This window comes from Paenibacillus sp. RC73 (assembly GCF_044908085.1).
Lineage (GTDB): Bacteria > Bacillota > Bacilli > Paenibacillales > Paenibacillaceae > Paenibacillus > Paenibacillus terrae_A.
Window position 1 is genome coordinate 150,227 of sequence record NZ_JBIYCV010000002.1, and the last position, 26,273, is coordinate 176,499.

General features: G+C 49.2%; 23 protein-coding genes and 1 other annotated feature. All 23 genes read left to right on the plus strand.

Annotated elements, in window-relative coordinates; translation table 11 throughout:
• Positions 1-3 precede the first annotated feature (3 nt).
• The gene (locus ABH897_RS04195) at positions 4-1,920 is read left to right on the plus strand and encodes a stage V sporulation protein D (protein WP_404591274.1); all 1,917 of its coding nucleotides are present in this window, start codon (positions 4-6) and stop codon (positions 1,918-1,920) included.
• 56 nt (positions 1,921-1,976) lie between these two features.
• On the plus strand, positions 1,977-3,464 hold the full coding sequence (locus tag ABH897_RS04200) for a UDP-N-acetylmuramoyl-L-alanyl-D-glutamate--2,6-diaminopimelate ligase (RefSeq protein WP_404591277.1): 1,488 nt from the start codon (positions 1,977-1,979) through the stop codon (positions 3,462-3,464).
• Complete coding sequence (locus ABH897_RS04205) at positions 3,464-4,867, plus strand: UDP-N-acetylmuramoyl-tripeptide--D-alanyl-D-alanine ligase (protein ID WP_404591448.1); 1,404 nt, start codon at positions 3,464-3,466, stop codon at positions 4,865-4,867. Before ABH897_RS04200 ends, ABH897_RS04205 begins: the two co-directional genes overlap by 1 nt.
• Before the next feature lie 22 nt (positions 4,868-4,889).
• A complete protein-coding gene (mraY, locus tag ABH897_RS04210; protein WP_014282442.1) occupies positions 4,890-5,858 on the plus strand; it encodes a phospho-N-acetylmuramoyl-pentapeptide-transferase in 969 nt (322 codons plus the stop codon).
• Positions 5,859-5,862: 4 nt separating this feature from the next.
• Positions 5,863-7,284: a UDP-N-acetylmuramoyl-L-alanine--D-glutamate ligase gene (murD, locus tag ABH897_RS04215; RefSeq protein ID WP_404591279.1), complete on the plus strand. Its 1,422-nt coding sequence runs from the start codon at positions 5,863-5,865 to the stop codon at positions 7,282-7,284.
• Between the two features lie 49 nt (positions 7,285-7,333).
• Positions 7,334-8,431: a stage V sporulation protein E gene (gene spoVE, locus ABH897_RS04220; protein ID WP_404591281.1), complete on the plus strand. Its 1,098-nt coding sequence runs from the start codon at positions 7,334-7,336 to the stop codon at positions 8,429-8,431.
• 6 nt (positions 8,432-8,437) lie between these two features.
• Positions 8,438-9,547, plus strand: coding sequence for an undecaprenyldiphospho-muramoylpentapeptide beta-N-acetylglucosaminyltransferase (gene murG, locus ABH897_RS04225; RefSeq protein WP_404591283.1), 1,110 nt, complete (start codon positions 8,438-8,440; stop codon positions 9,545-9,547).
• A gap of 145 nt (positions 9,548-9,692) precedes the next feature.
• Entirely contained in the window at positions 9,693-10,598 is a 906-nt protein-coding gene (gene murB, locus ABH897_RS04230) for a UDP-N-acetylmuramate dehydrogenase (RefSeq protein WP_044649280.1), read from the plus strand.
• Positions 10,588-11,898, plus strand: coding sequence for a UDP-N-acetylglucosamine 1-carboxyvinyltransferase (gene murA, locus ABH897_RS04235; protein ID WP_404591286.1), 1,311 nt, complete (start codon positions 10,588-10,590; stop codon positions 11,896-11,898). Before murB ends, murA begins: the two co-directional genes overlap by 11 nt.
• Positions 11,899-11,954: 56 nt before the next feature.
• Entirely contained in the window at positions 11,955-12,719 is a 765-nt protein-coding gene (locus tag ABH897_RS04240; RefSeq protein WP_283652489.1) for a cell division protein FtsQ/DivIB, read from the plus strand.
• Positions 12,720-12,918: 199 nt separating this feature from the next.
• Entirely contained in the window at positions 12,919-14,190 is a 1,272-nt protein-coding gene (gene ftsA, locus ABH897_RS04245) for a cell division protein FtsA (RefSeq protein WP_044649278.1), read from the plus strand.
• Positions 14,191-14,257: 67 nt separating this feature from the next.
• Positions 14,258-15,382 carry a cell division protein FtsZ gene (ftsZ, locus tag ABH897_RS04250; protein ID WP_283652488.1) on the plus strand — a complete coding sequence of 375 codons (1,125 nt, stop codon included), beginning with the start codon at positions 14,258-14,260 and terminating at the stop codon, positions 15,380-15,382.
• A gap of 233 nt (positions 15,383-15,615) precedes the next feature.
• On the plus strand, positions 15,616-16,695 hold the full coding sequence (gene spoIIGA, locus ABH897_RS04255) for a sigma-E processing peptidase SpoIIGA (protein WP_283652487.1): 1,080 nt from the start codon (positions 15,616-15,618) through the stop codon (positions 16,693-16,695).
• Between the two features lies 1 nt (position 16,696).
• On the plus strand, positions 16,697-17,437 hold the full coding sequence (gene sigE, locus ABH897_RS04260) for an RNA polymerase sporulation sigma factor SigE (protein WP_404580030.1): 741 nt from the start codon (positions 16,697-16,699) through the stop codon (positions 17,435-17,437).
• Between the two features lie 96 nt (positions 17,438-17,533).
• On the plus strand, positions 17,534-18,316 hold the full coding sequence (gene sigG, locus ABH897_RS04265; protein ID WP_007431182.1) for an RNA polymerase sporulation sigma factor SigG: 783 nt from the start codon (positions 17,534-17,536) through the stop codon (positions 18,314-18,316).
• 124 nt (positions 18,317-18,440) lie between these two features.
• Positions 18,441-18,779 (plus strand): YlmC/YmxH family sporulation protein, encoded by a 339-nt coding sequence (locus tag ABH897_RS04270; RefSeq protein ID WP_044648401.1) that lies wholly within the window; start codon positions 18,441-18,443, stop codon positions 18,777-18,779.
• Between the two features lie 96 nt (positions 18,780-18,875).
• The gene (gene pgeF / locus ABH897_RS04275) at positions 18,876-19,760 is read left to right on the plus strand and encodes a peptidoglycan editing factor PgeF (RefSeq protein ID WP_404518754.1); all 885 of its coding nucleotides are present in this window, start codon (positions 18,876-18,878) and stop codon (positions 19,758-19,760) included.
• An 8-nt stretch (positions 19,761-19,768) separates the two neighbouring features.
• Complete coding sequence (locus ABH897_RS04280) at positions 19,769-20,470, plus strand: YggS family pyridoxal phosphate-dependent enzyme (RefSeq protein ID WP_283652485.1); 702 nt, start codon at positions 19,769-19,771, stop codon at positions 20,468-20,470.
• Positions 20,461-20,913 (plus strand): cell division protein SepF, encoded by a 453-nt coding sequence (locus tag ABH897_RS04285; RefSeq protein ID WP_025684635.1) that lies wholly within the window; start codon positions 20,461-20,463, stop codon positions 20,911-20,913. Before ABH897_RS04280 ends, ABH897_RS04285 begins: the two co-directional genes overlap by 10 nt.
• Before the next feature lie 7 nt (positions 20,914-20,920).
• A complete protein-coding gene (locus ABH897_RS04290; RefSeq protein ID WP_014282426.1) occupies positions 20,921-21,178 on the plus strand; it encodes a YggT family protein in 258 nt (85 codons plus the stop codon).
• 8 nt (positions 21,179-21,186) lie between these two features.
• Positions 21,187-21,969 carry a YlmH family RNA-binding protein gene (locus ABH897_RS04295; RefSeq protein WP_404591289.1) on the plus strand — a complete coding sequence of 261 codons (783 nt, stop codon included), beginning with the start codon at positions 21,187-21,189 and terminating at the stop codon, positions 21,967-21,969.
• 171 nt (positions 21,970-22,140) lie between these two features.
• The gene (locus ABH897_RS04300) at positions 22,141-22,650 is read left to right on the plus strand and encodes a DivIVA domain-containing protein (protein ID WP_014282424.1); all 510 of its coding nucleotides are present in this window, start codon (positions 22,141-22,143) and stop codon (positions 22,648-22,650) included.
• 165 nt (positions 22,651-22,815) lie between these two features.
• Positions 22,816-23,103, plus strand: a binding site (T-box leader).
• Between the two features lie 76 nt (positions 23,104-23,179).
• Entirely contained in the window at positions 23,180-26,269 is a 3,090-nt protein-coding gene (gene ileS, locus ABH897_RS04305) for an isoleucine--tRNA ligase (protein ID WP_404591291.1), read from the plus strand.
• Positions 26,270-26,273 lie beyond the last annotated feature (4 nt).

Below are 26,273 nucleotides of genomic sequence, written 5' to 3' on the forward strand. Positions count from 1 at the left end.
CGTTTGAAGAAATCTAACGTGACCATGCGGCGCAGGCTGGTATGGGGGCTGCTGGGATTGTTTGTACTGTTTGCAGCCTTGTCGGTCCGGCTCGCCTATGTTCAATTGGGTAAAGGGGGCGAACTCTCGGCCAAGGCCGAGGAATCGTGGCGCCGGAATATACCTTTTGCCGCCAAACGCGGCGAAATTTTGGATCGGCAAGGTACGGCGCTGACCTATAATGTCACTTCGCCGACAGTCATGGCGATACCGGTGCAGATCAAGGAGCCGGAAGAAACGGCGCGCAGGCTGGCGCCCTTGCTTGACATGAGCGAGGATAAAGTGCTCAAGCTGATTACCAAACGAACAGCAAACCAAAAACTTCAGCCCGGCGGACGAAAAATTACGATGGAGAAAGCGCAGCAAATTCGTGATTTGAAGCTGCCGGGTATCGTTGTTGCTGAAGACAACAAACGTTATTATCCTTATGGCGATTTGGCAGCTCATATTCTCGGGTTTACGGGAATTGATAATCAGGGGTTGACGGGGGTAGAGAAAAAGAACAACAGCAAGCTTCGCGGTATTGACGGAAGCATTGCGTATCTATCCGATGCAGGCGGTCGCCTGATGCCCGGTTCTTCTGAGAAGTACGTTGAACCAAAGGATGGTCTGAACTTGCAACTGACCATTGATAAGTCTGTACAGTCTATTATGGAACGGGAGCTTGACCAGGCTATGGTCAAATTCCAGGCTAATTCCGCGTTGGCCATCGCAATGAACCCCAAGAATGGGGAAATATTGGGTATGGCTGGGCGACCAGGCTATGAGCCTGCGCTATACAAACAATATGCACCTGAAATTTACAATCGAAATCTGCCGATTTGGATGACATATGAACCAGGCTCTACTTTTAAAATTATTACTTTGGCCGCTGCATTGGAAGAAAAGAAGGTCAATCTCAAAAACGATCACTTTTTCGATCCGGGATACATTGAAGTTGGCGGGGCTCGCCTGCGCTGCTGGAAAAAAGGCGGCCACGGCAGCCAGACCTTCCTTCAAGTCGTGGAAAACTCCTGTAATCCAGGCTTTGTGACACTGGGTCAGCGTCTAGGTAAGGAATCGCTGTTCAAGTATATTCGCAATTTTGGGTTCGGCAGTAAAACGGGCATTGACATGATTGGCGAGGGGAATGGTATTTTATTTAAGTTACCCCAGGTAGGACCGGTAGAGCTGGCGACAACTGCCTTTGGTCAGGGGGTATCTGTCACTCCGATTCAGCAGGTGACGGCTGTGTCGGCTGCGATCAATGGTGGCAATCTGTATAAACCTCATATTACAAAAGGCTGGATTCAACCAGAGACAGGCAAGGTGCTGGAAAAAGTAGAGCCTGAACTGGTGCACAGAGTCATTTCAGAGGATACCTCCCGACAGGTGAGGGAAGCGCTGGAGAGCGTCGTTGCTAAAGGCACAGGCCGTCCCGCTTTTATTGAGGGTTACCGGGTGGGAGGCAAAACAGGCACAGCGCAAAAGGTGATCAACGGACGTTATTCATCCTCGGAGCATATTGTATCCTTTATCGGTTTTGCCCCGGCGGATGATCCGCAAATTGTTGTCTATACCGCTGTGGATAACCCAAAGGGCATTCAATTCGGCGGGGTAGTCGCTGCGCCAATCGTGCAAAATATTTTGCGGGATTCGCTGCTTGCTCTGAAAATACCACCTCGTACCAATCAGATTGCCAAGGAATACAAGTACGGGGAAAATCGAATTGATACGGTGCCGAATTTGGTAGGTGCCACTGTGGCTGATTTATACGAAGATATGAATATGAACTTTATGCTCGTAAAATCCGGGTCAGGCAAGACGGTTGTCAGTCAGGCACCAAAGCCAGGCTCCCGGCTGGAGCGGGGATCAACAATCCGTATATATATGGGGGATTGATAGGTTCTTTTTATACCCATACTATGATTAACGAGAGAGCAATGGAGGAATGAAAGATGCAGCTTCAACAATTGGCTTCACTGCTGGCTGCCTCCCGCATTGTGGGGGACGGTACAGTGGACTGCCGAGGAATCGGGGCGGACTCACGCCGGGTACAGCAGGGAGATTTATTTCTGTGTCTGCCCGGTTTTACGGTTGACGGACACGATTATGCGCAGCAGGCAGTTGCGTCCGGGGCGGCGGCTTTGGTTGTGGAACGGGAATTGAATGTACCTGTGCCACAACTTATAGTCAAGGATGCCCGGTACGCAATGGCGGTTTTGGCGGATTATATGTTTGATTCACCGAGCCGCCGCATGCGCATGATCGGCGTAACCGGAACGAATGGCAAAACAACCATAACTTATCTAATTGAAAAAATCTTGAACGATGCCGGAGTGAACACTGGACTGATCGGCACTATTCAAATGCGTTACGGTGGTCAGTCCTACCCTATGTCCGGTACCACACCCGAGGCGGTGGAACTGCAACGCTATCTTGGCAATATGGCGGAGCAAGGGGTCCAATGCTGTGCAATGGAGGTATCTTCACATGCACTGGAGCAAGGGCGCGTGAAAGGAACTGATTTTCGCACCGCTATTTTTACGAACCTGACGCAGGATCATCTGGACTACCATAACACGATGGAGGAGTACCGTGCGGCTAAAGGGCTGTTATTTTCCCGATTGGGGAATACCTTCTCGCGGGATGCGTCGGATAGTAAATATGCTGTTCTGAATGAGGATGACCCGGCCTCATCCTATTTTCAGGCCATAACTGCCGCCCAAGTGATTACATACGGCGTGGAAAAGAAGTCGGATGTGCAGGCATCCCATATCGCTGTAGGTGCCAAGGGAACATCCTTCCATGTCTCTACTTTTAAAGGAGATACCGATATTGAGCTGCGAATGGTGGGCAAGTTCAATGTGTATAACGCATTGGCAGCCATCACGGCCGCTTTGCTGGAAGGAGTGGCTCTGGCTGATATCAAGCACAGTCTGGAGTCCATAGCAGGCGTAGATGGGCGGGTAGAGCCTGTAGACGCAGGTCAGCCATTTGCGGTTATCGTAGACTATGCCCATACACCGGATGGACTGGAAAATGTGCTTCGCACCGTTAAGGAGTTTGCAGTTGGCAAAGTATGGTGTGTATTCGGGTGCGGCGGGGACCGGGATCGTACGAAACGTCCTTTGATGGGGAAAATTGCTGCTCAATACAGCGATCATGCTTTTATTACCTCGGATAATCCGCGGACAGAGGACCCGGAAGCCATTTTGAAAGACATCAAGCAAGGGCTGATTGACGAAGGTATACCCGCAGAACGCTACGAGTTGATCGTAGATCGTAGAGCTGCTATTCATAAAGCTGTTGAAATGGCAAGCCCTGACGATGTAGTATTGATTGCGGGAAAAGGTCATGAGACCTACCAGTTGATCGGAAAAACGGTGCATGAATTCGATGACCGCATCGTAGCCAAAGAAGCGATAAGGGGTTTATCCAAGTGATGAAAAGAACAATCGGTCAAATCGCCTCCATGAGCGGGGGAACGCTTCACATAGAGGCGGACGCCGGACGAATGGTTGAGGGCGTTTTTACAGATTCACGCAAGCCGCAGTCCCAGGGGCTGTTCGTTCCACTCACGGGTGAACGGTTTGACGGGCATGATTATGTGCAGCAGATTGTGAGCGGAGAAGGCGCAGCTGCTTTTTTATGGCAAAAGGATCACGGTGCACCTCCGGCAGGGAATGCGATTGAAGTAGAGGATACTTTGGCGGCCCTCCAGCGTCTTGCGACCGCATATTTGCGGGAGACGGGTGCATCTGTCGTAGGGATTACTGGAAGCAACGGCAAAACGACGACAAAAGACATCGTCAACGCTCTGTTGGGCACGACCTTTAAAGTACACAAAACCGAAGGGAATTATAACAACCATATCGGTTTGCCTTTAACCGTGCTGTCCATGCCGCAGGATACGGACATCCTGATTTTGGAGATGGGAATGAGTGGACGCGGGGAAATCCGCCTGCTGACTGATATTGCCCAGCCTGATGTAGCGGTCATTACGAACATTGGCGAAGCGCATTTGCTCCAGCTCGGTTCCCGTGCGGAAATTGCACGTGCAAAGCTGGAAATCGTCAGCGGTCTCAAACCCGGCGGCTTGCTGATTTACAATGGAGATGAACCGCTATTGCCGCAAGTGCTTGCGGAGCCCGAAACGGTTAAGCCTGACGGCTTGAAGCTGTTCACGTTCGGTATGTCTGCGGATAACGATGATTATCCAACTGGAATAACTACGGATGGAGAAGGCAGTTTGTTCACGACGGCCCAATCCGGCAAGGATGCTTTCCGGCTTCCGCTGCTTGGGCAGCACAATGTTGTGAACGGTTTGGCAGCACTGGCGGTAGCGCACCATTTTGGGGTGGATGCAGACCATGTGCGCCAAGGGCTGTCGGCTTTGAAATTGACAGGCATGCGCATTGAGGTCGTGAGCTGCACCAATGGGCTTACCCTGCTGAACGATGCTTATAACGCCAGTCCGGCTTCAATGAAAGCTGCAATTCAGACGTTATCCGGTTACGAAACAAAGGGACGTAAAATCGCCGTGCTTGGCGATATGCTGGAGCTGGGTCCCGAGGAAAAGCAATTCCACGAGGAAATTGGGCTTTTTGCAGCGAAACATGACGTAGATATGCTGTTCACCTACGGTGTGTTGGGGGCGTCCATTGCGAATGGGGCGCAAGCGTCCATGCCGTCTGATGACGTACATGCTTATGAGGATAAGCAAAAACTGATTCAAGATCTGCAAGCTTACCTCCGTGCCGATGATATCGTGCTGGTTAAGGCATCCCGAGGGATGCGACTGGAAGAAATTGTGGATGCGCTGAAAAACGGTCCGCTACAGAAATGATGTTGACGAGAGGGAGACTCCCATGGATATTCAATTATTACTGCTGACGATCGTCGTATCGTTTATACTGGCGGTCATTGCCGCTCCAATACTCATTCCGCTGCTGCGGCGAATGAAATTCGGCCAGCAGGTCCGGGATGACGGGCCGCAAAGCCATCTTAAAAAGACGGGTACGCCTACTATGGGCGGAATCGTTATTCTGGTGGCTTTTACGCTGACCTTTCTTAAATTTTCGGCGATAAAAAATACGGACTTTTACGTCCTGCTGGTCGCTACGCTTGGTTTTGGGCTGATCGGCTTCCTGGACGACTATATCAAAATTGTTTTCAAGCGTTCGCTCGGACTGACTGCCCGTCAAAAGCTATTCGGGCAATTGCTGTTCAGTGGAATCATGTGCTGGCTTCTGATTAGTAACGATCATAGCACTGCCATTGGCATTCCGGGAACTTCCTGGTCGTTTGATTGGAGCGGCTGGTTCTATTATCCGTTCATCGTCATTATGATGCTGGCGATTAGCAACGCCGTCAATTTCACAGATGGACTGGACGGGCTGCTGTCCGGTACCAGTGCGATTGCCTTCGGTGCTTATGCCATCGTAGCGATTCAAGCAACCTCGCTTCCGGCTGCGGTTTGCTCAGCGGCCATGATTGGTGCTGTACTTGGCTTTCTTGTATATAACGCGCATCCGGCCAAGGTATTTATGGGCGATACAGGCTCGCTGGGGATCGGAGGCGCTATAGGTGCCATCGCTATCGTCACCAAAAGCGAAATTTTGTTCATTATTATTGGTGGTGTATTTGTAATTGAAATGCTGTCCGTAGTTTTGCAAGTAGCTTCCTTTAAAACACGTGGCAAACGCATTTTCAAAATGAGCCCGATTCATCATCACTTCGAGCTGTCCGGCTGGTCCGAATGGCGAGTTGTTATTACATTCTGGGCTGTAGGACTGCTGCTGGCAGGACTCGGACTTTATCTCAACAAGGGGTTGTAGACAAATGAACCATCCAGACACATACCGAGATCAAGAGGTCATCATTATAGGCCTGGCCAAAAGTGGCGTGCAAGTCGCCAAGGTACTGCATCAGGCCGGGGCCAAGCTGACAGTCAATGATAAAAAAGACAGGGAACAATGTCCCGAAGCTTCTGAATTAGAGGCTTTGGGAATTTCCGTTTTATGTGGCAGTCACCCGGAAGGGCTAATCCATCCGGGAGTGAAGCTGGTTGTCAAAAATCCGGGTATTCCTTATACGGCCCCGCCAGTGCAAAAAGCTGTCGAACTGGGCATTGAGGTCGTGACCGAGGTCGAGGTCGCCTATCATCTATGCAAAGCGCCGATGATCGGGATTACTGGCTCGAATGGGAAAACGACCACAACCACTTGGGTAGGTAAGCTGTTAGAGGCATCCGGTATGAAGCCGATCGTGGCTGGTAATATCGGCACGCCATTATGTGAGGCCGCTGTGGATGCCAGGTCGGACGAGTGGATGGTGGTGGAACTGAGCAGTTTTCAGTTAAAAGGAACAAAGGATTTCAAACCTGCTGTAGCCTGCTTGCTGAACGTGGCTGAAACCCATCTGGACTATCATGGGGACATGAAGGACTATGTTGCGTCCAAGGCGCGTCTGTTCGCCAATCAAACGGCGGCTGATACTGCGGTATTGAACTGGGATGATCCTGTTTGCCGGGAGCTTGTGCCCTATACCAAAGCGAAACTGCTTCCGTTCTCGATGACAGAACGTTTGCAGGAAGGGTTGTTCGCTGACCCGCCATACATACCGGATGTGACGGATGACATTGAACGCAGCATCGTATATCGCGATGTCAGTGGTGTGGTGCATCCAATTATAGGCGTGGCCGAAATTGGCCTTCCGGGCCGCTTTAATGTGGAAAATGCCCTCGCCGCTTGCGCAATTGCAATTGCCGCAGGAGCGGAACCGTCTGGATTGGCTGAACCGCTAAGCGCTTTTCGTGGAGTGGAACATCGGCTCGAATATGTTGGAGAACATGCCGGAGCAGCTTATTACAACAATTCCAAAGCCACCAATTCCAAAGCGACGATGATGGCGTTGTCTTCCTTCAAGCAACCCATTGTACTAATAGCTGGAGGACTGGATCGTGGTTCGGATTATGCCGAGCTTGTACCCTCCTTGCAAGAGGGTGTAAAGGCTGTTGTGCTGCTGGGCGAGACTCGGCATAAGCTTGCAGATCGGGCACGTCAGGCCGGAATAGAGCGTGTCGAGGTCGTCGATAATGGGGAGGACGCCGCCGCTACGCTCGTGGAGGCTGTGAACAAGGCAGCTAAACTTGCTGAGCTGGGAGATGTTGTATTGCTCTCACCCGCGTGTGCAAGCTGGGATATGTTCCGGTCCTATGAAGAGCGTGGACGTATTTTTAAAGAGGCGGCGCATAAATTGTAAGTAGGGGGGTTGGATAAGCCCCTACTTTTATGCAAGGGGTGGCCTCCTGATGAAGCAATCTCGTCCGGCGCCGGATATATGGCTTTTCGTCTGTATTTTGAGCTTGTTAGCCATCGGCATGGTTATGGTATACAGTGCGGGCGCCGTCCTCGCTTTTCACGAGTACGGGGACTCCTACTATTTTGTAAAGCGGCAGTTGCTGTTCGCCGGGTTAGGTCTTGTGGCGATGTACTTCACTGCCCGAACAGACTATCGGATCTGGCAGAAGTATGCCAAGGTCGTGCTGCTGATTTGTCTCGCGTTGCTGGTTGGCGTACTCATTCCAGGCATTGGTGTAGTAAGAGGCGGGGCACGAAGCTGGCTCGGTATCAGCTCTTTTGGCATTCAGCCATCCGAGTTTATGAAGCTGGGTATGATTCTTTTTCTCGCCCGCTGGCTCAGCCGCCCGGATTATGATATTAATTCCTTTACTCGCGGCCTGTTGCCCCCGCTTGGACTCATGGGACTGGCCTTTGGCCTGATTATGCTCCAGCCCGATTTGGGTACAGGCACGGTGATGATGGGGGCGTCCATGCTAATCGTATTTACGGCAGGCGCACGCATGAAGCATCTGGGCTTGCTGGCATTAACGGGAGCGGCGGGATTTGCGACCCTGATTGCGGCAGCCCCTTATCGGCTCCAGCGGATCACTGCGTTTTTGGACCCATGGTCCGATCCGCTTGGCGCAGGTTATCAAATTATTCAATCGCTGTATGCCATTGGACCTGGTGGGCTGGCAGGCTTGGGGCTTGGCATGAGCCGCCAGAAATACAGCTATGTTCCCGAGCCGCAGACGGACTTTATTTTTTCGATTTTGGCGGAGGAGCTTGGCTTTATCGGTGGAATGACAGTGCTGGCGCTCTTTCTGGTTCTCGTGTGGAGAGGAATGCGCATCGCTATTACCATCCCGGATACTTACGGCAGTTTGCTTGCTGTAGGCATTGTGGGAATGGTTGCCGTACAGGTGGTCATTAACATAGGTGTCGTAATCGGCTTAATGCCGGTGACAGGAATAACACTGCCCTTAATCAGCTACGGAGGCTCTTCTCTGACGTTGATGCTAACAGCGCTGGGCATTTTACTAAATTTATCACGTTATGCGAGGTGAACGTTTATGCGCGTCGTGTTGAGCGGCGGCGGTACCGGGGGGCACATTTATCCGGCGCTCGCCGTAGCCAGACAGTGCGAAGAGATTGATCCGGACGCTGAATTTTTATACATTGGCGGTCAGCGGGGACTGGAAAGCAAGCTGGTTCCCCAGGAAAAAATTCCATTCGAGGCTATTGATATTACAGGATTCCGTCGCAGCCTGTCTGTGGAAAATATAAAAACGATTATGCGCTTCTTCAAAGGGGTCCGCAGATCCAAAGCATTATTGAAAAAATTCAAGCCGGATATCGTTATCGGCACGGGGGGTTATGTATGCGGCCCTGTCGTCTATGCAGCTTCCAAGTTGGGGATACCCAGCATTATTCATGAGCAAAACGCAATTCCGGGCCTGACCAATGCGTTTCTGAGCCGTTACGTGGATACGGTGGCTGTCAGCTTTGAGGGCTCGGAAGGAGCTTTCCCCAAAGCCAAAAATGTACTGTACACCGGGAATCCGCGCGCTACAACGGTTCGTCAGGCTAACAGGGACCGGGGCTTTGCTACCATCGGGGTTCCAATGAACAGCTCGGTCGTGCTTGTGGTCGGTGGCAGCAGGGGAGCAAAGGCCATCAATGATGCCATGATTGCAATGGCTCCGCAACTTTCGCAACTGAAAGACGTCCAATTTGTATATGTGACTGGTGAATCTTACTATGAGCAGACGTTGGACAGCATACGGAATCAGATCGGATCATTGCCCAATCATCTGCATGTGTTTCCCTATATTCACAATATGCCAGAGGTGCTGGCTTGTACCTCTTTAATCGTTAATCGCGCTGGCGCGTCCTTCTTGGCTGAAATCACATCGTTGGGTATTCCATCCATTCTAATTCCATCCCCCAATGTGACGAACAACCATCAGGAGGCCAATGCCCGTACACTCGAAAAGGCAGGGGCTTCTGTCATGATTGTGGAGAAGGACTTGACTGGTGTGTCCTTGTTTCAATCTATTGCGGAGATTATGGAGGATGAGGCATTGCGCAGCCGGATGGCTGAATCAGCGTCAGCGCTTGGCAAACCTGATTCAGCCGATATTTTAGTAAAAGAAATGGAGCGTCTTGCCCGTAAAAGTTAGACCGTAGCGCAGACTGGGCGGTTGTCACACACCGGATGGTATTGACATAAGATACCCTATACATTGTGACCATCACTCAGGCTGCCGGTTGTCAGGTGAGAGCCTTATAACCCTGCGGGGCAAGCAACAAGGAGGTTTCAGTACAATGCAGCAATGGATGCCATTATTAGCGGAGCATGATATCGGAAAAGTACTGGAGCATGAGCCGCTTTCCAAATATACGACGTGGAAGATTGGAGGTCCGGCGGATGCTCTTGTCATCCCGGATACCAAGGAGCAGCTAGCAACTTTACTGCGGCTGGCTGGCGAGCACGGAATCCCGTGGATGCAGTTGGGACGGGGCTCGAACATGCTCGTTTCTGATAAAGGAATCCGGGGCCTCGTGATCAAGCTGGGACCGGGATTTGATTATGTCCGTTTTGAAGATGAACGGATCGTCGCCGGTGGAGGCGTGTCACTAGTCAAACTGTGTGTTATGGCCAGCAAGCAGGGGCTATCCGGCCTCGAATTTGCGGGAGGTATCCCAGGATCGGTTGGCGGGGCTGTCTACATGAACGCTGGTGCCCATGGGTCTGATGTGTCACAAATATTCCAGTCCGCTGAGATTGTGCTGGATACAGGGGAATTGGCTGTGTATGATGCCGAACAAATGCATTTCAGCTATCGTCACTCCGTGCTGCATGAGCAGCGTGGAATGGTGACAGAGGCGGTGTTTCGGATGAAGCAGGGTAACCGTGAGGAAATTTCGGCGGCTCTTGCGGCTTTCAAAGATCGTCGTAGGCTGACTCAGCCGTTACAACTGGCTTGTGCGGGAAGTGTGTTTCGCAATCCGCCAGGAGACTATGCGGCCCGTCTCATTGAAAATGCAGGTCTCAAGGGCTTAAAAGCGGGAGGCGCTGAGGTTTCCGTACAGCATGCCAATTTCATTGTTAATACCGGTCAAGCGACAGCAGAGGACGTGCTTACCCTAATGAAGCATATTCAAAGTACAATATCATCTCAAACCGGCATCAAGCTAGTTCCGGAGGTTTTCGTAGTGGGTGAGCGGTAAACTCGGAGGTGATACATTGGACAAATTGGTGATTGAGGGAGGCCGTCCCTTGTCAGGCACCATACGTATCCATGGGGCAAAAAACGCGGCACTACCCATTCTTGCGGCAAGCTTGCTTGCACAAGGAAAAGTAGAAATTCGGAATGTGCCCCATCTATTAGACATTAAGGTCATGCTGCACATCCTTGAGAGACTTGGCTGTACATGCCGACATGAAGAGGAAACGGTATACGTGGATACGTCGTCCGTCCGAACGTTCCAGATTCCGGAAGATTTGATGAAGCAGATGCGCTCGTCTATCTTTCTGATGGGACCGCTGCTCGCCAGATATGGAGAAGTTTCCATTTACCAGCCGGGAGGCTGTGCCATAGGCGAGCGCAAAATTGATCTTCACTTGGAGGGCCTGAAGGCTCTTGGAGCGGAGATCGTGGAAAAAGAAGAACAAATTACGTTTCGGGCTCGCAAGCTGACTGGAACGGATATCCATTTGGATTTCCCGAGCGTAGGGGCCACCGAAAATATTATGATGGCCGCTGCGTTGGCTGAAGGACGAACGACGATTACCAACGCAGCGAGGGAACCTGAGATTCAGGATCTTCAAAACTTCCTGAATGCGATGGGAGCTTGTATTATCGGAGCGGGGACGGATACGATTACAATTACGGGAGTCAACTGTTTGAATCCGTGTACGTATGAGGTTATTCCCGATCGCATCGTAGCTGGGACCGTTATGATCGCGGCTGCGGCCACACGCGGCAGTGTGTCGTTGACACACTGTAATCCCTCCCATTTGTCCGCTCTGATTCATGTCCTCAGGCGGGCTGGTGTTCAAATCGGTATCTTGAATGATATAATGACCGTAAGCTGCATGAGCCGCCCCAAAGCAGTGGAGAGGATTGTTACCTCCCCTTACCCGTCTTTTCCGACGGACTTGCAGTCTCAAGTCATGGTTCTGCTTTCTCTGGCAGATGGCTTTAGTGTGATGAAAGAGACGGTCTTCGAAAGCCGATTCAAACATGTGGATGAATTGAATGTGATGGGTGCCGATATTACAGTTGATGCGAATGCAGCTTTTATACGGGGAGTTCCCCGTCTGTACGGGGCCACGGTAGAGGCTACCGATCTACGCGCAGGGGCTGCGCTGGTTATAGCGGGTCTGGCCGCTCAAGGACTTACCATTGTCGAGCAGGTACACCATATTGACAGAGGGTATGACCGGATCGAGCGTCTTTTCCAGGGACTGGGTGCCCGAATGAGCCGTCAGTCTCCGGTGCCGGAGCAGTTGGATTTCGTAAATTAATGCCTGTAATGTCCCTCCGTTAGCGGAGGGACCAAAGGCTTTTGTGGAGAGAAGCTATGCCAAACGCTCAAATACCTGTTCTTAAACAGAACAGAATGAAGAAAAGAACAAGTCGGAAGATTGCCATACTGCTCATTTTGTTGTTTATCGTACTGCTTGCTGTTCTCTTTTTCCGTTCCTCATTAAGCCGGGTTTCTGAAATCCGTTTTGACGGCAATGTATTTTCGACCCAGGAACAGTTGCTTAATCGAAGTGGTCTGGCTATCGGTGATCAGTATTTCGGAGTCAGTTCTTCGGGCATTTCCGAGAAGCTGCGAGAGATTCAGTCGATTCAACAAGTAACAGTGGACAAGCAGTTTCCGGGAGTCATTGCTGTTCATATTAAAGAGTTTGCTACGGTTGCTTACGAGTTGCAGAGTGATGGGAGCCTGCGCGCCATTCTTGCGAATGGGACCAGCGTAGGCGTGGGCAGTAGCGGAATTGCGGTTGAGAAGCCTATTTTAACCAAATGGAAATCGGATGATCCCTACAAAGCAAAGCTATGTGATGCGTTATCTCGGATTCCGGGGGAATGGACAGCCGACATATCGGAAATCATTCCCGCGCCGATACCCTCTTTTCCAGACCGCATCAAAATGTATACACGCTCTCAATTTGAGGTTATTACGACGGTTTCTCTGCTGAGCTCTAAAATCAGTTATTTGAATCAGGTGCTGGAAACAGAAGAGCCTGGTTTGATCACAATGCTGGAGGCAGATTCCTACGTTCCGTTCAAACAGGATACGAGCGAAGAGCCCCAAGAAAAAGATACTACTCAGTGATGTGAAAAAATGCTAGAATTGATTTTATGGGTAATAGACTTGCCTCCTTCTTTTTTCTTCAAATTTTTATGTGACTGCAACCATAAATTGGCTTCTAAAAAATTTGTAGAAAAAAGAGGGAAAGCATGGAGTATGTTGAATATGTACAGAGTGTGTTCAAAGAACGAAATTCATTTTGGAGTCAGGAGGTGCCACAGACTTGAGCAACAATGACATCATTGTTAGTTTGGACATCGGTACATCCAAAGTTCGGGCTATTATTGGGGAAATGAACAATGGAACCTTTAATATTATTGGAGTTGGATCTGCCGACTCGGAAGGGATTCGCAAAGGTGCAATTGTAGACATCGATCAAACCGTGCAATCAATCCGTAACGCCGTGGATCACGCAGAGCGCATGGTTGGTATTCAAATAACAGAAGTGTATGTGGGGATTTCAGGCAACCATATTGGCCTGCAAAATAGTCATGGCGTAGTAGCCGTGTCCAACGAGGACCGTGAAATCGGTGAGGAGGACATTGAGCGTGTGCTCAAGGCAGCTGAAGTTATTGCAGTACCACCAGAGAGAGAAATTATTGACGTGGTAGCCAAGCAGTATGTCGTGGATGGCCTTGAAGGTATTCAAGACCCTCGCGGTATGATCGGAGTTCGTCTGGAAGTAGAGGCTACGATTGTTACGGGAGGCAAGACGCCGATACATAATCTGTTGCGCTGCGTTGAGAAGGGCGGCTTGAGAATCAAAGATTTGGTGCTGCTACCTCTGGGCGCCGGACAATTGTCACTTTCGAAGGATGAAAAGGTGATGGGTTCGGTGCTGGTGGATATTGGTGCAGGCTCTACAAATGTTGCTATTTTCCAGGAAGGAACGATTGTTGCCACATCTACACTTCCCATCGGCGGAGAATTTGTAACCAATGATATTGCCTACGGACTGAGAACCCTTACCGATCAAGCCGAAAAAGTAAAGCTTAAATACGGCTGCGCATGGTATGATGATGCGGCAGCCGATGTCGTCTTTAAAGTGACCCGCATCGGCAGTAATGTCGATAAGGAATTCAATCAGCAGGACTTGGCTGCCATTATTGAGCCGAGGGTGCAGGAAATTTTTCAACTCATTCAGGCGGAAGTTAAGCGCTTGGGTTACACAGAGCTTCCGGGGGGTTATATACTTACCGGAGGCACCGTCTCCATGCCTGGTGTACTTCAGGTGGCACAAAGCGAACTGGCCGCTTCTGTAAGGATCGCCGTACCAGACTTTATCGGTGTAAGGGATCCGGGTTACACAAGCGGAGTCGGCATCTTGCATAATGCCATTCGCTACTATCGCGGAAGATCGACCAGCGTTAGCAGCAACAGCGGTGGAAGTTCCAAGAAGCCGACCAACCGAACCAAGAGCAGTCCCGTTGCGGAAGGCGAGCAAAAGCAGGGGTTGATTGAACGCTTAAAAAACATGTTCAGTGAGTTTATATAACGTTCATTGCTAATTATGCCAATCATGGACGGGCCATCCATGCACATTGAGGGGGAGATGGAATAGTATGTTGGAATTTGATTTTGAAATGGAGAGCTTGGCTCAAATTAAAGTGATCGGCGTCGGAGGCGGCGGCAGCAATGCGGTTAACCGAATGATCGAAAATGGTGTTCAGGGTGTGGAGTTTATCACCGTCAACACAGATGCTCAGGCGCTTCATTTAGCGAAGTCTGAGCATAAGCTTCAAATTGGTGATAAGCTGACTCGTGGTTTGGGTGCCGGAGCTAATCCGGATGTGGGTAAAAAAGCGGCTGAGGAGTCGCGTGAACTCATTATGAACACACTCAAAGGTGCGGATATGGTATTCGTGACGGCGGGAATGGGTGGCGGTACAGGTACTGGAGCAGCTCCTGTCATTGCTGAAATTGCCAAGGAATGCGGCGCGCTGACTGTAGGCGTTGTAACACGACCATTCACATTTGAAGGGCGTAAGCGCTCCAATCAAGCCGAGCTGGGCATTGAGGGATTAAAAGAAAAGGTAGACACTTTAATTGTTATCCCAAATGATCGCCTGCTTGAAATTGTGGATAAAAAGACCCCTATGCTGGAAGCATTCCGCGAAGCGGACAATGTTCTTCGTCAGGCGGTACAAGGTATTTCTGATTTGATCGCTGTACCGGGTTTGATCAACCTCGACTTTGCTGACGTGAAAACGATTATGACGGAGCGTGGCTCCGCTTTGATGGGGATTGGCGAAGCAACTGGTGAGAATCGGGCGGCTGAAGCAGCACGCAAGGCTATTATGAGCCCGTTGTTGGAAACATCCATTGAAGGCGCACGGGGTGTGATTATGAACATCACTGGCGGCAACAATCTGTCTTTATACGAAGTGAATGAAGCAGCTGAAATTGTAACCTCGGCTTCCGATCCGGAGGTCAATATGATCTTCGGTGCCATCATTGACGAAGAGTTGAAAGAAGAGATTAAGGTTACCGTCATTGCAACTGGCTTTGAAGGTAAACCAAGCCAACCGGCACCTGGGCGTAAACCGACTGCTAACCCGGCGGCACCTGAATCGGCGGAGAAGGGTTCTCCTAACTTGCGTCCGTTCGGCAACACTCAGAGCAGTGATCAACTCGATATTCCGACATTTTTACGTAACCGTTCACGCAATAATAATAACGATAACTAGATTGAAATCGGATAGCCCGTATTCTCCTTGGAGATGCGGGCTTCTTTCTATTTTCTGTATCTCGTATTCGATTCGTTGGCTGATTCCATTGTAAGAACTCCATTTTTACCATTTCCCGTGCTTCTCCCCTTTCCGACAAAATTAGTCGGTCACCGTCCCCATCGTTAGACAGACTTTGAACAGCATGACTACTATACTTAAGCCTATCCTGCAAACGCTGGGCGGGTGAACCTTTGGTTGTTTACATCGACTTAATTTTTTTGGCCAATTTGTTCATTGATGCTGTACTGCTGATGGCTACCGCCTGGATGAGAAAAATTCGTCTGGTGTGGTGGCGGCTGCTTGCTTCGGCTGTTATCGGTGCGATGTATGTGGTCATGATGTTTGTGCCGGAGCTGTCCTTTTTATTTACATTCCTGATTAAGCTGGCATTATCGGTCATTATGCTGTTGGTGGCTTTTGGATTTGGCAGCATGCAAAAGTATCTTCGTACGATGGGTGCTTTTTATATGATCAATTTTGTAGCAGCGGGAGGAATTCTGGGGATGCATTATTTACTCCAGAGTACGGGGGAATTGTTTAATGGCATCTGGTACACGGCTTCAGGTGGAATGTCCTTTGAGCTGAAAATTGCATTCTGGTTTATCTTATGCACATTTGGCGGAGTGATGCTTTTCTTTCGTATTGTGCAATCTTCAAAGCATCGCGCGGAAAGGATGAGTGGATTTCTGGGTGAGGTGCAGGTATGGATCGGACAGGATCATATTGAGTGTACAGGCTTGTTGGATACGGGGAACCAACTTCATGATCCTTTGACCAGGTCACCAGTGATGGTCATGGAGGCTGCCTTGTGGGAGGCATATTTACCCTCTTCCTGGCTCCAAAAGCTATCTGAGGGAAATGCGGATCAACTGGTGATGGAGTTGGGAGACGAATCGTTCAACTGGCAGGATCGAGTTCGTCTTGTTCCCTATCGTGGCATTAACCGTAACCACTCCTTTATGCTCGCACTCAAACCGGATCGCGTAGAGGTGGTGATGAATGGGGCTCGTTATGTGCATCATCGGGTGCTGATCGGCTTGGATGGGGGGAAGCTGTCAGCAGAGGGAAAATACCGCGCGATCATTCATCCAGATGTGACGGCACACGCGGAGGGGGCTGCTGAGCCGGAGGATCATAAGCAGGAAGCAAGCTTTGAAGCGCAGGACGATGGTCGTGGACACACGATCAGGTCTGAAGGCAATCAGGCTATTGCTGTAACGGACGAAGGGATGCAGCGAGATTTAGCACCATTTTCAGAAGGGGGAGAATGACATGTGGGAACAGATGAAATTCAAGATGAAAATCAGGTTGACTTTACAGTTGCAATATTATCGTATTTTATTTTTATTCGGGTTAAAAAGTGAAGAGATTTATTATATCGGCGGCAGCGAGGCGCTCCCCCCGCCGCTGACGAGGGATGAGGAAGAGTATTTGCTTGGAAAACTCTCTTCCGGTGATGCAGCAGTACGCTCCATGTTGATTGAACGGAATTTGCGGCTGGTGGTGTACATTGCACGTAAGTTTGAGAACACAGGAATCAACATTGAGGATCTCGTATCCATAGGGGCGATTGGACTTATCAAGGCAGTTAACACCTTTGATCCCGAGAAAAAAATCAAGCTCGCTACCTATGCTTCCCGATGCATCGAAAATGAAATTTTAATGTATTTGCGCCGAAATAGTAAAACGAGAACGGAAGTTTCTTTTGACGAGCCTTTGAATATTGATTGGGATGGGAATGAGTTGCTACTTTCCGATGTGATGGGGACGGAAAATGATACCATTTACCGCAATATTGAGGAGCAGGTGGACCGCAAATTATTGCATAAGGCGCTGGATAAGCTGACGGATCGGGAACGTCTGATTATGGAGCTGCGTTTTGGCTTGCAGGATGGGGAAGAGAAGACACAGAAGGATGTTGCTGACCTGTTAGGCATCTCGCAATCCTATATTTCGCGTCTGGAAAAACGTATTATAAAGCGCTTACGGAAAGAGTTCAACAAAATGGTGTGACGTTTGGGTATATTCGGAAGCGATGGAAACGGCGAATAAAAAAACACCCTCAGGAGATAATGTACATTAATGTTGCTCCTTGGGAGGTAAGACACGATGACCCGAAACAAAGTGGAAATTTGCGGTGTGGATACCGCCAAACTGCCGGTGCTAACCAATGCGGAAATGCGCGAGCTGTTCACATCACTTCAGCAAAATAATGAACGATCAGCCAGAGAAAAATTGGTTAACGGCAATTTACGGCTCGTCCTGAGTGTGATTCAGCGCTTTAACAATCGGGGAGAGTTTGTTGACGATTTGTTTCAGGTAGGATGCATCGGCCTGATGAAGGCGATTGATAATTTTGACCTTTCGCAAAACGTGAAGTTTTCCACTTATGCGGTGCCGATGATTATCGGTGAGATACGCCGGTATTTGCGGGACAACAATCCGATCCGTGTATCCCGTTCGCTGCGAGATATTGCATATAAGGCGCTTCAAGTGCGGGATAGTCTGACAAATCTGAATTCGCGGGAACCGACGATTTTTGAAATTTCTGAGGCGCTGAACGTGCCTAAGGAAGATGTTGTGTTCGCATTAGATGCGATTCAGGACCCGGTTTCGCTGTTCGAGCCGATATATCACGACGGGGGCGACCCAATCTATGTGATGGATCAGATCAGTGATGACAGAAATAAGGACGTCTCATGGATTGAGGAAATCGCTCTGCGGGAAGCGATGCATCGCCTGGGCCAGCGTGAAAAGATGATATTGTCCATGCGTTTTTATGAAGGAAAGACGCAGATGGAGGTTGCCGACGAAATCGGTATCTCTCAAGCCCAGGTTTCGAGATTAGAGAAGTCGGCTATACAGCAAATGCAAAAGCATGTGAAGTCTTAGTTTTAAGGGAAGAGAAGCTTGGAAGGCACACCGATAAAAACGATCCTGTGTGGATCGTTTTTGCGTTTAAAGGACATTTTTTGGGTTCTCTCGCTCATATAGTGAAATAAAGGATGTGATGCGTGTGAGTACGCCGGAAACGTCGGTAAGGGCCATGAAAATTTCCGAGTTTCAAACAAAGGATGTCATTAACATTGTAGATGGGCGACGATTGGGACAAATCAGTGATTTGGAGATTGATGTACGGCAGGGCAAAATCGAGGCCATTGTTGTCCCTGGCAGCAGCCGTTTTATGGGCTGGTTTGGAGGGGGAAGTGAACTGGTCATTCCTTGGCGCAACATTGTGAAAATTGGCTCGGATGTGGTACTTGTACGATTGGAGGGACTGCATGAGCCGCAGGGTGATGGTGAGGAAAAAGTATATATTGAGCGCCAGGAACGAAATGATCGACGGGGATTTTGAACAGTGATTTTGAGCTTTAGGAATATGTGCATTTGACAGCTATGTGAAGACACGGCGGAGGCTTTTTGGTACACTGGGCAGTAGAGGTGAGAACGAATGGAACCGTTTGTAGTAAATACCGAGGCAACGGGTGTCGCGTCAACGGCAGATGGCACGCATCCTTTGCCGGAGTTGTTATATATTCAATCCTGGGAGAAACAGGTTCGCGGATTGACAGCAGGCTTTACTGGACGCCATGGCGGTGTCAGTGAAGTGCCTTATGAAAGTCTGAATTGTGCGTTTCATGTAGGGGATGACCCGGAGAAAGTTATTCGCAATCGGCAGCTTATTGCGGAGCAGCTCGGATTTATGCCTGAAGCCTGGACCTGTGGAGAGCAGGTACACGGTAATCACGTTGCTGTTGTAAAGGCTGCTGACCGCGGGCGTGGCTTTGTGGATCGTGCATCCGCTTTTCAGGATACAGACGGACTGTTGACCGATGCACCAGGCATTTTACTGACATCCTTTTATGCGGATTGCGTGCCGTTATATTTTTGTGATCCGGTGCGGCGTGTGGTTGGGCTGGCGCATGCGGGCTGGAAAGGAACAGTTGCGGAGATTGCGCTGAAAATGGTGCAAACGATGCAGACCGAATATGGATCTCAGCCGTCCGATTTGCTTGCAGCCATTGGCCCTTCCATTGGTTCTGAGTCATACGAGGTGGATGAGCATGTTATGAGCCAAATTCGGGTTTTGGAGCATGATTGCCCGGGTAATGATAAATGGGAAGGTACTGTCTATTTCCCGTTAGGCGGCGGAAAAACGCTCCTTGACTTGAAACAATGCAATCGACACATTATGATGAAAGCAGGAATATTGCCGAGCCGTATCGAATGTACTACCTTATGCACGAGTAGCCGCAGCGATTTGTTTTTTTCGTATCGCAAGGAAGGCGGCGTCACAGGGAGAATGGCGAGCTGGATTGGTCTGGAAGAGAGGTGAGTCCTCCCGTGTCTTTGGAGGAACGAATTAAAGAAGTGAACGCCCGTGTGGAAGCGGCATGTGCCCGCAGCGGACGTTTGCGTGAAGAAGTAAATGTGATTGCTGTCACGAAATATGTTTCAGCAGTGGCGATGGCATCCGTATTAGACAATGGCTTGGAGCATGTTGGCGAAAATCGCTGGCAGGATGCTGCGGATAAATGGAGCAAGCTGGGTGACCGGGGAACATGGCATTTTATCGGTCATCTGCAAACCAATAAGGTTAAAGATGTTATTGGAAAATTTGAATTTATACACTCGCTTGATCGGTTGTCGCTGGCTCAGGAATTGGACAAGAAGGCGGCTGCTCTTGGACTAAGGATCAAAGCCTTTGTGCAAGTTAATATTTCAGGGGAAACTTCGAAATATGGCCTTTCTTCTGAGGCGGTGGTACCTTTTCTGAAACAAATTCGCGATCTGGAGCATGTGGACGTGATCGGCTTGATGACAATGGCTCCCCATGAGGAAGACCCGGAGAATACCCGGCCTGTATTTCGGGGGCTACGTGAACTGCGTGATGCGTTAAATGGACAAGCTTTAACGAGAGAACCTATTGTTCACCTGTCGATGGGCATGTCTAATGATTTTGAGGTGGCGGTTGAAGAAGGAGCGACCTGGTTACGGCTTGGTTCTGTACTGGTCGGACGAGAGGAGGATTTCCATTGGGCGTAATGAATAAGTTCATGAACTTCCTGGGACTTCAGGAAGAAGAGGAAGTTGTAGAGCGAGAGGTTATGAATACGCCGGAAGATCAAGAAATTGAAACCCCAAGCTTTGATAAACGTAAGAACCAGAAGGGCAATAATGTTGTCAGCATCCATTCACAGAAAAATGTGAAAGTTGTCCTGTATGAGCCGCGTTCTTATGATGAAGCACAGGAAATTGCCGACCACATTCGTTCCCATCGTACAGTCGTGGTCAATTTGCAACGCATCCGTAAGGATCAGGCGTTGCGCATCATTGATTTTTTAAGTGGTACTGTATATGCGTTGGGCGGGGGGATTTCCAAGGTGGGCAATAATATTTTCCTGTGTACACCGGATACGGTTGAAATTCAAGGCTCCATTACGGAAATACTAGCTGACACTGAACAAGAACTTAACAGAATGAGGTGAGCTTTTCTTGATCGAGGTAATCGGTTGGCTATTTCAGATTTATTCTTACATGATCATTGCATATGTCCTGATGTCATGGCTTCCTAATGCAAGAGAAAGTGTAATCGGTGATTTACTTGCCAAGTTTGTGGAGCCGTATTTGTCTCCTTTTCGCAGATTTATACCGCCAATCTTCGGGATGATTGATATTTCACCCATCGTTGCGCTGATTGCTCTGCGTTTTGCGTCGTACGGTTTGATGTCTTTAATTAGCAATTTCGTCTAGGAGGACTTATGCGAACCGAGATTTATGAGCATTTTCACCCGGATGAACGGGATTATGTAGATCGCGCTTCCGAATGGATCAGTCATGCGGGGGCTTATCATGAGCAGAAGCTGACTGATTTTTTGGACCCGCGTCAACTGTACATATTGGAGACGCTTGCTTCGAAGGAAGGCAAGGTCACGATTAGGATAGATGGCGGCTATGAGGCATCGGAACGAAAGCGGGCGCTGATTGCGCCCGATTATTCGTATTTGGACGAGGAGAATATGGGGATTCAGGTTCTTTCCGTTATGTCCGATGATCATAAAATTAATACGTTGGAGCACAGTGATTACTTGGGTGCGATATTGGGACTTGGAATCAAGCGTGGAAAAATCGGGGATATTCATGTGCTGGACGATGGGTGCCATGTATTGGTGGCTTCAGAGATCAGCGATTTTATTACAATGCATTTACAGCAGGTTCATCGTGTTCATGTGTGGACCGAACTGTTGCCTCCAGAAAATCTGCGGACGAAGGATGTTGCATTGGAGCCGCTGGACCTGACGGTGGCTTCTTTGCGTCTGGATGGCATTGCCAGTGATGTGTACAAGCTCAGCCGGAGCAAGATTTTAACTCCGATCCGGGCCGGACGTTGCCGGGTGAATTGGAAGGTGGAGGAGAATCCATCCACTTCACTTAAAGCGGGGGACGTTATTTCCATGCAGGGGTTTGGGCGTTTCAAAGTGCTGGAAACAGATGGAATGACAAAAAAAGGAAGATTCCGTGTCAAAATTGGCAAGTTTATATAGCTGGAGGCAGGAATCACGAGCTTTCTGTCGAAAGAATTAAGCTATAGCGGAGAACTGGAACGATTTTGCTCTGTACAGCATTCACAAAACGGGGTATGATGACCGATAGATGATAGTGAGCGTCGTGACGCGGAAAATGTTTTTTTGTCAATCTTATAGGAGGTGGACGGCATGCCATTAACGCCATTGGATATACATAACAAGGAATTTGCCCGCCGGCTTCGCGGTTATGACGAAGATCAGGTCAATGAATTTTTGGATCAGGTGATCAAGGATTACGAGGGCGTTATCCGTGAAAATAAAGAACTGAGTACACAGCTGTTGAATGTTCAGGAAAAGCTCGATCATTTTTCGACCATTGAGGATACGTTGAGCAAGACGATTATCGTGGCGCAAGAAGCGGCTGATGAAGTCCGTAACAATGCCAAGAAAGAATCGCAGCTCATCGTGAAGGAAGCTGAAAAAAATGCGGACCGCATTGTGAATGAAGCGTTGTCCAAATCCCGCAAAATTGCGTTGGAGGTCGAGGAACTGAAGAAGCAGGCTTCGATTTACCGGGCACGTTTTCGTACATTGGTGGAGGCGCAGCTTGACTTGTTAAGTCAGGACGGATGGGAAGCTCTTGAAAATCGTGAACGCGAAGTGCTGGAGCGTGAGCGTGAAATGAAAGAGATTTATTAATCGTCATTTCTGACAGCGATGATTGGGTCTCGTCAGGGTTGACTTTTATCTTCAAACAGGCTATAACTGTAAATACTATACTGAATATCACGTTATCCGTTGGGTAATGGGTTGTTATTCAGGGCAGCGAAGCTGCTGATTTAATATCCCGATGAATTTAACATTTGTATTTCGTTGATGGGAACGAGTACGTCATGTTTTTGTCCCTCAGAGAGTTGGCCTTTTTCCGGTGCAAGCCAACGTTCAGAACATGACTGAAGATCCTCCCTGAGAAGTGAGCTGAAGCGCTTGAGTTTTATCCGGCGTGTGTAAGCTATCACCGTGTGCCATACGTTACAATGGCGCCCTGCTGTAGTTGAGTAGGGCTCGGAGAGCCGTGACGGGACCAGTCTTTTTGAAAATGGTCTGTTTACGGAATCAGGGTGGTAACGCGAGCACAGTCTCGTCCCTTTACAGGGACGGGGCTTTTTTGTTGCTTTTTTTCAGAGAATGCTACAGAAACTGATGAACAGAGAGGAAGAATGACATTATGAACAGAGTAGATGTCAAAGAAAAGGCACGGTCCCGCGACCTGCGCATCCTGAGCAAATGGAAGCAGGAGGACACGTTCCGCAAAACGATCACGCATCGTGAGGGTAAGCCAAACTTTGTATTTTATGAAGGTCCGCCAACAGCCAACGGTAAACCGCATATCGGTCACATGCTGGGCCGTGTGATTAAGGATTTTGTTGGCCGTTACCAAACGATGAAGGGGTACCGTGTCGTACGTAAGGCGGGTTGGGATACCCATGGGCTGCCAGTAGAATTGGGTGTACAGAAGCAACTGGGCATTTCCCATAAGCCTGAAATTGAGGAATACGGCGTTGAAAAGTTTATCAAAAAATGTAAAGCCAGCGTGTTTGAGTATGAGCAGCAATGGCGTGATCTGACCGAAGCTATCGGTTACTGGACAGACCTAGATCATCCATACATTACGCTGGATAATAACTATATCGAGAGTGTGTGGAACATTCTGGCGACGATTCACGAAAAGGGTCTGCTGTATCGCGGTCATCGCGTAAGTCCGTATTGTCCAGATTGTCAAACAACGTTGAGTTCCCATGAAGTGGCACAGGGCTACAAAGACGTAAAAGACCTGAGTGCCACGGCCAAATTTAAGCTGCATAGCAGTGGTGAATATGTGCTGGCCTGGACGACAACACCTTGGACCTTGCCGAGTCACGTGGCACTTGCCGTCAATCCTGATCTGGAATACGCCCGTGTAAAACAGGAAGACGGTGTATACATCGTTGCCAAAAACCTCGTCGAAGACGTGATTAAAGGCGATCATGAAGTGATTGGCACGTTGTCTGGCTCGGAACTGGTAGGCCAAACGTATACTCCGCCATTTACGTATTTCCAAGTCGAGAAGGGCAATCAGATTCTGGGTGCGAAGTTCGTAACGGACTCCAGCGGTACAGGTATCGTTCATATGGCTCCGGCGTATGGCGAGGATGATTACCGGGTATGCCGTGAAAATGGCGTTGGATTCATCAATGTGGTGGATCTCCAGGGTAACTATGTAGAGGAAATCACTGATTTTGCAGGCCGTTTTGTAAAGGACTGTGATGTGGATATTGTTAAAATGCTGTCGGAAAAAGGCTTGCTGTACAGCAAGGAAAAATACGAGCATAGTTATCCGTTCTGCTGGCGCTGTGATACTCCGCTATTGTACTATGCCATGGATAGCTGGTTTATCAAAACAACCGCCATCAAGGATCAACTGATTGCCAACAATAACGAAGTTGAATGGTATCCGGGTCATATACGCGAAGGACGCTTCGGCAAGTTTTTGGAGGAATTGGTGGACTGGAACATCAGCCGTGATCGCTATTGGGGCACACCGCTGAATATCTGGGTTTGTGAGGAAACCGGAGAGCAGTTCGCTCCGCATAGTATTGCTGAACTACGGGAACGTGCGATTGGTGACGTACCAGCCGACATTGAGCTGCACAAGCCATATGTAGATGAAGTCAAGGTTCGCAGTACATGCGGTAAATACGAAATGACCCGTACACCGGAAGTGATCGACGTATGGTTCGACAGCGGCTCCATGCCTTTTGCCCAACATCATTATCCGTTTGAAAATAATGAAACATTCGAGCAGCAATTCCCGGCAGACATGATCTGTGAAGGTATTGACCAGACTCGTGGCTGGTTCTACAGCTTGCTTGCTGTTTCGACCATGCTTACAGGGAAAGCTCCTTACAAAGCAGTTATGGCGACAGGCCACGTACTGGATGAGCAGGGGCAGAAAATGTCCAAATCCAAGGGAAATGTGATTGATCCATGGGAAGTGATTGACGAGTATGGTACAGATGCTTTCCGTTGGGCTTTGTTGTCCGATAGTGCACCGTGGAATAGCAAACGTTTTTCCAAGGGCATTGTAGGCGAAGCCAAATCGAAGCTGGTAGATACGCTCGTAAATACACACGCTTTCCTGACCTTGTATGCGGATATCGACGGTTTTGAACCGGCGCAGCATCCGTTCAAGCCATCGGCACACAAGCTGGATCGCTGGATTTTGTCCCGTCTCAACAGCTTGATTCTGGTGGTGGACAAAGCACTGGCTGTGAACGATTTCCTGAACTCGTCCAAAGCGATTGAGTCGTTCGTGGATGAACTGAGCAATTGGTATATCCGCCGTTCGCGTGATCGGTTCTGGGGCAATGGCCTTACAGAAGATAAATTGGATGCGTACCGTACACTGACTGAGGTGTTGTTGACCACAGCGAAGCTGCTTGCGCCGTTCACGCCGATGCTGGCTGAGGATATTTACCTGAACCTGAGCAACGGAGAAAGCGTTCATCTGGATGATTATCCAACTGCAAATGAAGCCCTGATTGATCTGGAACTGGAACGTGACATGGAGACGGCTCGCCGCGTAGTAGAACTGGCGCGCAATGTCCGTAACGAAACGGGGCTGAAAACGCGTCAGCCGTTATCCGAATTGATTTTGTCCATGGATCAGGATTTTGATCTGAGTGGTTATGAGGAAATCATCAAGGATGAGATCAATGTGAAAAATATTCATGTTGAAACGGACGATAGCGGCTTTGTAGACTTCACGCTGAAGCTGAATTTGAAGGTAGCGGGCAAGAAATACGGCAAAAATGTCGGCTTCCTGCAAAACTTTTTCAAAGGAATGTCTGCTGAAGATACCCGGTCGGTTGTGGAAAAAGGAGTGCTGAACGTGGCTTCTCCAGAAGGGGAAGAGTTGCAGGTTACAGCCGAGGAATTGCTGGTGGAGAAAAAAGCTAAGAAAGGCTTTGCTTCCGCTTCCGGCTATGGTTTAACCGTAGCATTGAACACGGACATTACGCCTGAGCTGGAGCAAGAGGGCTGGGTACGTGAGGTTGTTCGTGCGGTGCAGGATTACCGTAAGAAGCTGGATCTGCCGATTGAAAAGTATGTGGCACTTACGCTGGATGTAGATAGTGAGCTACGTCAGGCGATTCAAAACTTCGATTCGGTGTTGCGTGAGAACGTATTGGTAACGACAGTGACATTTGGTCAAGCCGAGCCTGTGGAACGCGTAGAAGTGAACGGTAAAACTATCGGCGTGCATATTGGGGAATAATTAC

Bases quoted from the DNA above. Each gene is read 5' to 3' on its own strand.
- ABH897_RS04200 (WP_404591277.1), top strand. From the start codon at position 1,977: ATGCAGCTTCAACAATTGGCTTCACTGCTGGCTGCCTCCCGCATTGTG.
- ABH897_RS04205 (WP_404591448.1), top strand. From the start codon at position 3,464: ATGAAAAGAACAATCGGTCAAATCGCCTCCATGAGCGGGGGAACGCTT.
- mraY (WP_014282442.1), top strand. From the start codon at position 4,890: ATGGATATTCAATTATTACTGCTGACGATCGTCGTATCGTTTATACTG.
- murD (WP_404591279.1), top strand. From the start codon at position 5,863: ATGAACCATCCAGACACATACCGAGATCAAGAGGTCATCATTATAGGC.
- spoVE (WP_404591281.1), top strand. From the start codon at position 7,334: ATGAAGCAATCTCGTCCGGCGCCGGATATATGGCTTTTCGTCTGTATT.
- murG (WP_404591283.1), top strand. From the start codon at position 8,438: ATGCGCGTCGTGTTGAGCGGCGGCGGTACCGGGGGGCACATTTATCCG.
- murB (WP_044649280.1), top strand. From the start codon at position 9,693: ATGCAGCAATGGATGCCATTATTAGCGGAGCATGATATCGGAAAAGTA.
- ABH897_RS04240 (WP_283652489.1), top strand. From the start codon at position 11,955: ATGCCAAACGCTCAAATACCTGTTCTTAAACAGAACAGAATGAAGAAA.
- ftsZ (WP_283652488.1), top strand. From the start codon at position 14,258: ATGTTGGAATTTGATTTTGAAATGGAGAGCTTGGCTCAAATTAAAGTG.
- sigE (WP_404580030.1), top strand. From the start codon at position 16,697: ATGTGGGAACAGATGAAATTCAAGATGAAAATCAGGTTGACTTTACAG.
- sigG (WP_007431182.1), top strand. From the start codon at position 17,534: ATGACCCGAAACAAAGTGGAAATTTGCGGTGTGGATACCGCCAAACTG.
- pgeF (WP_404518754.1), top strand. From the start codon at position 18,876: ATGGAACCGTTTGTAGTAAATACCGAGGCAACGGGTGTCGCGTCAACG.
- ABH897_RS04295 (WP_404591289.1), top strand. From the start codon at position 21,187: ATGCGAACCGAGATTTATGAGCATTTTCACCCGGATGAACGGGATTAT.
- ABH897_RS04300 (WP_014282424.1), top strand. From the start codon at position 22,141: ATGCCATTAACGCCATTGGATATACATAACAAGGAATTTGCCCGCCGG.
- ileS (WP_404591291.1), top strand. From the start codon at position 23,180: ATGAACAGAGTAGATGTCAAAGAAAAGGCACGGTCCCGCGACCTGCGC.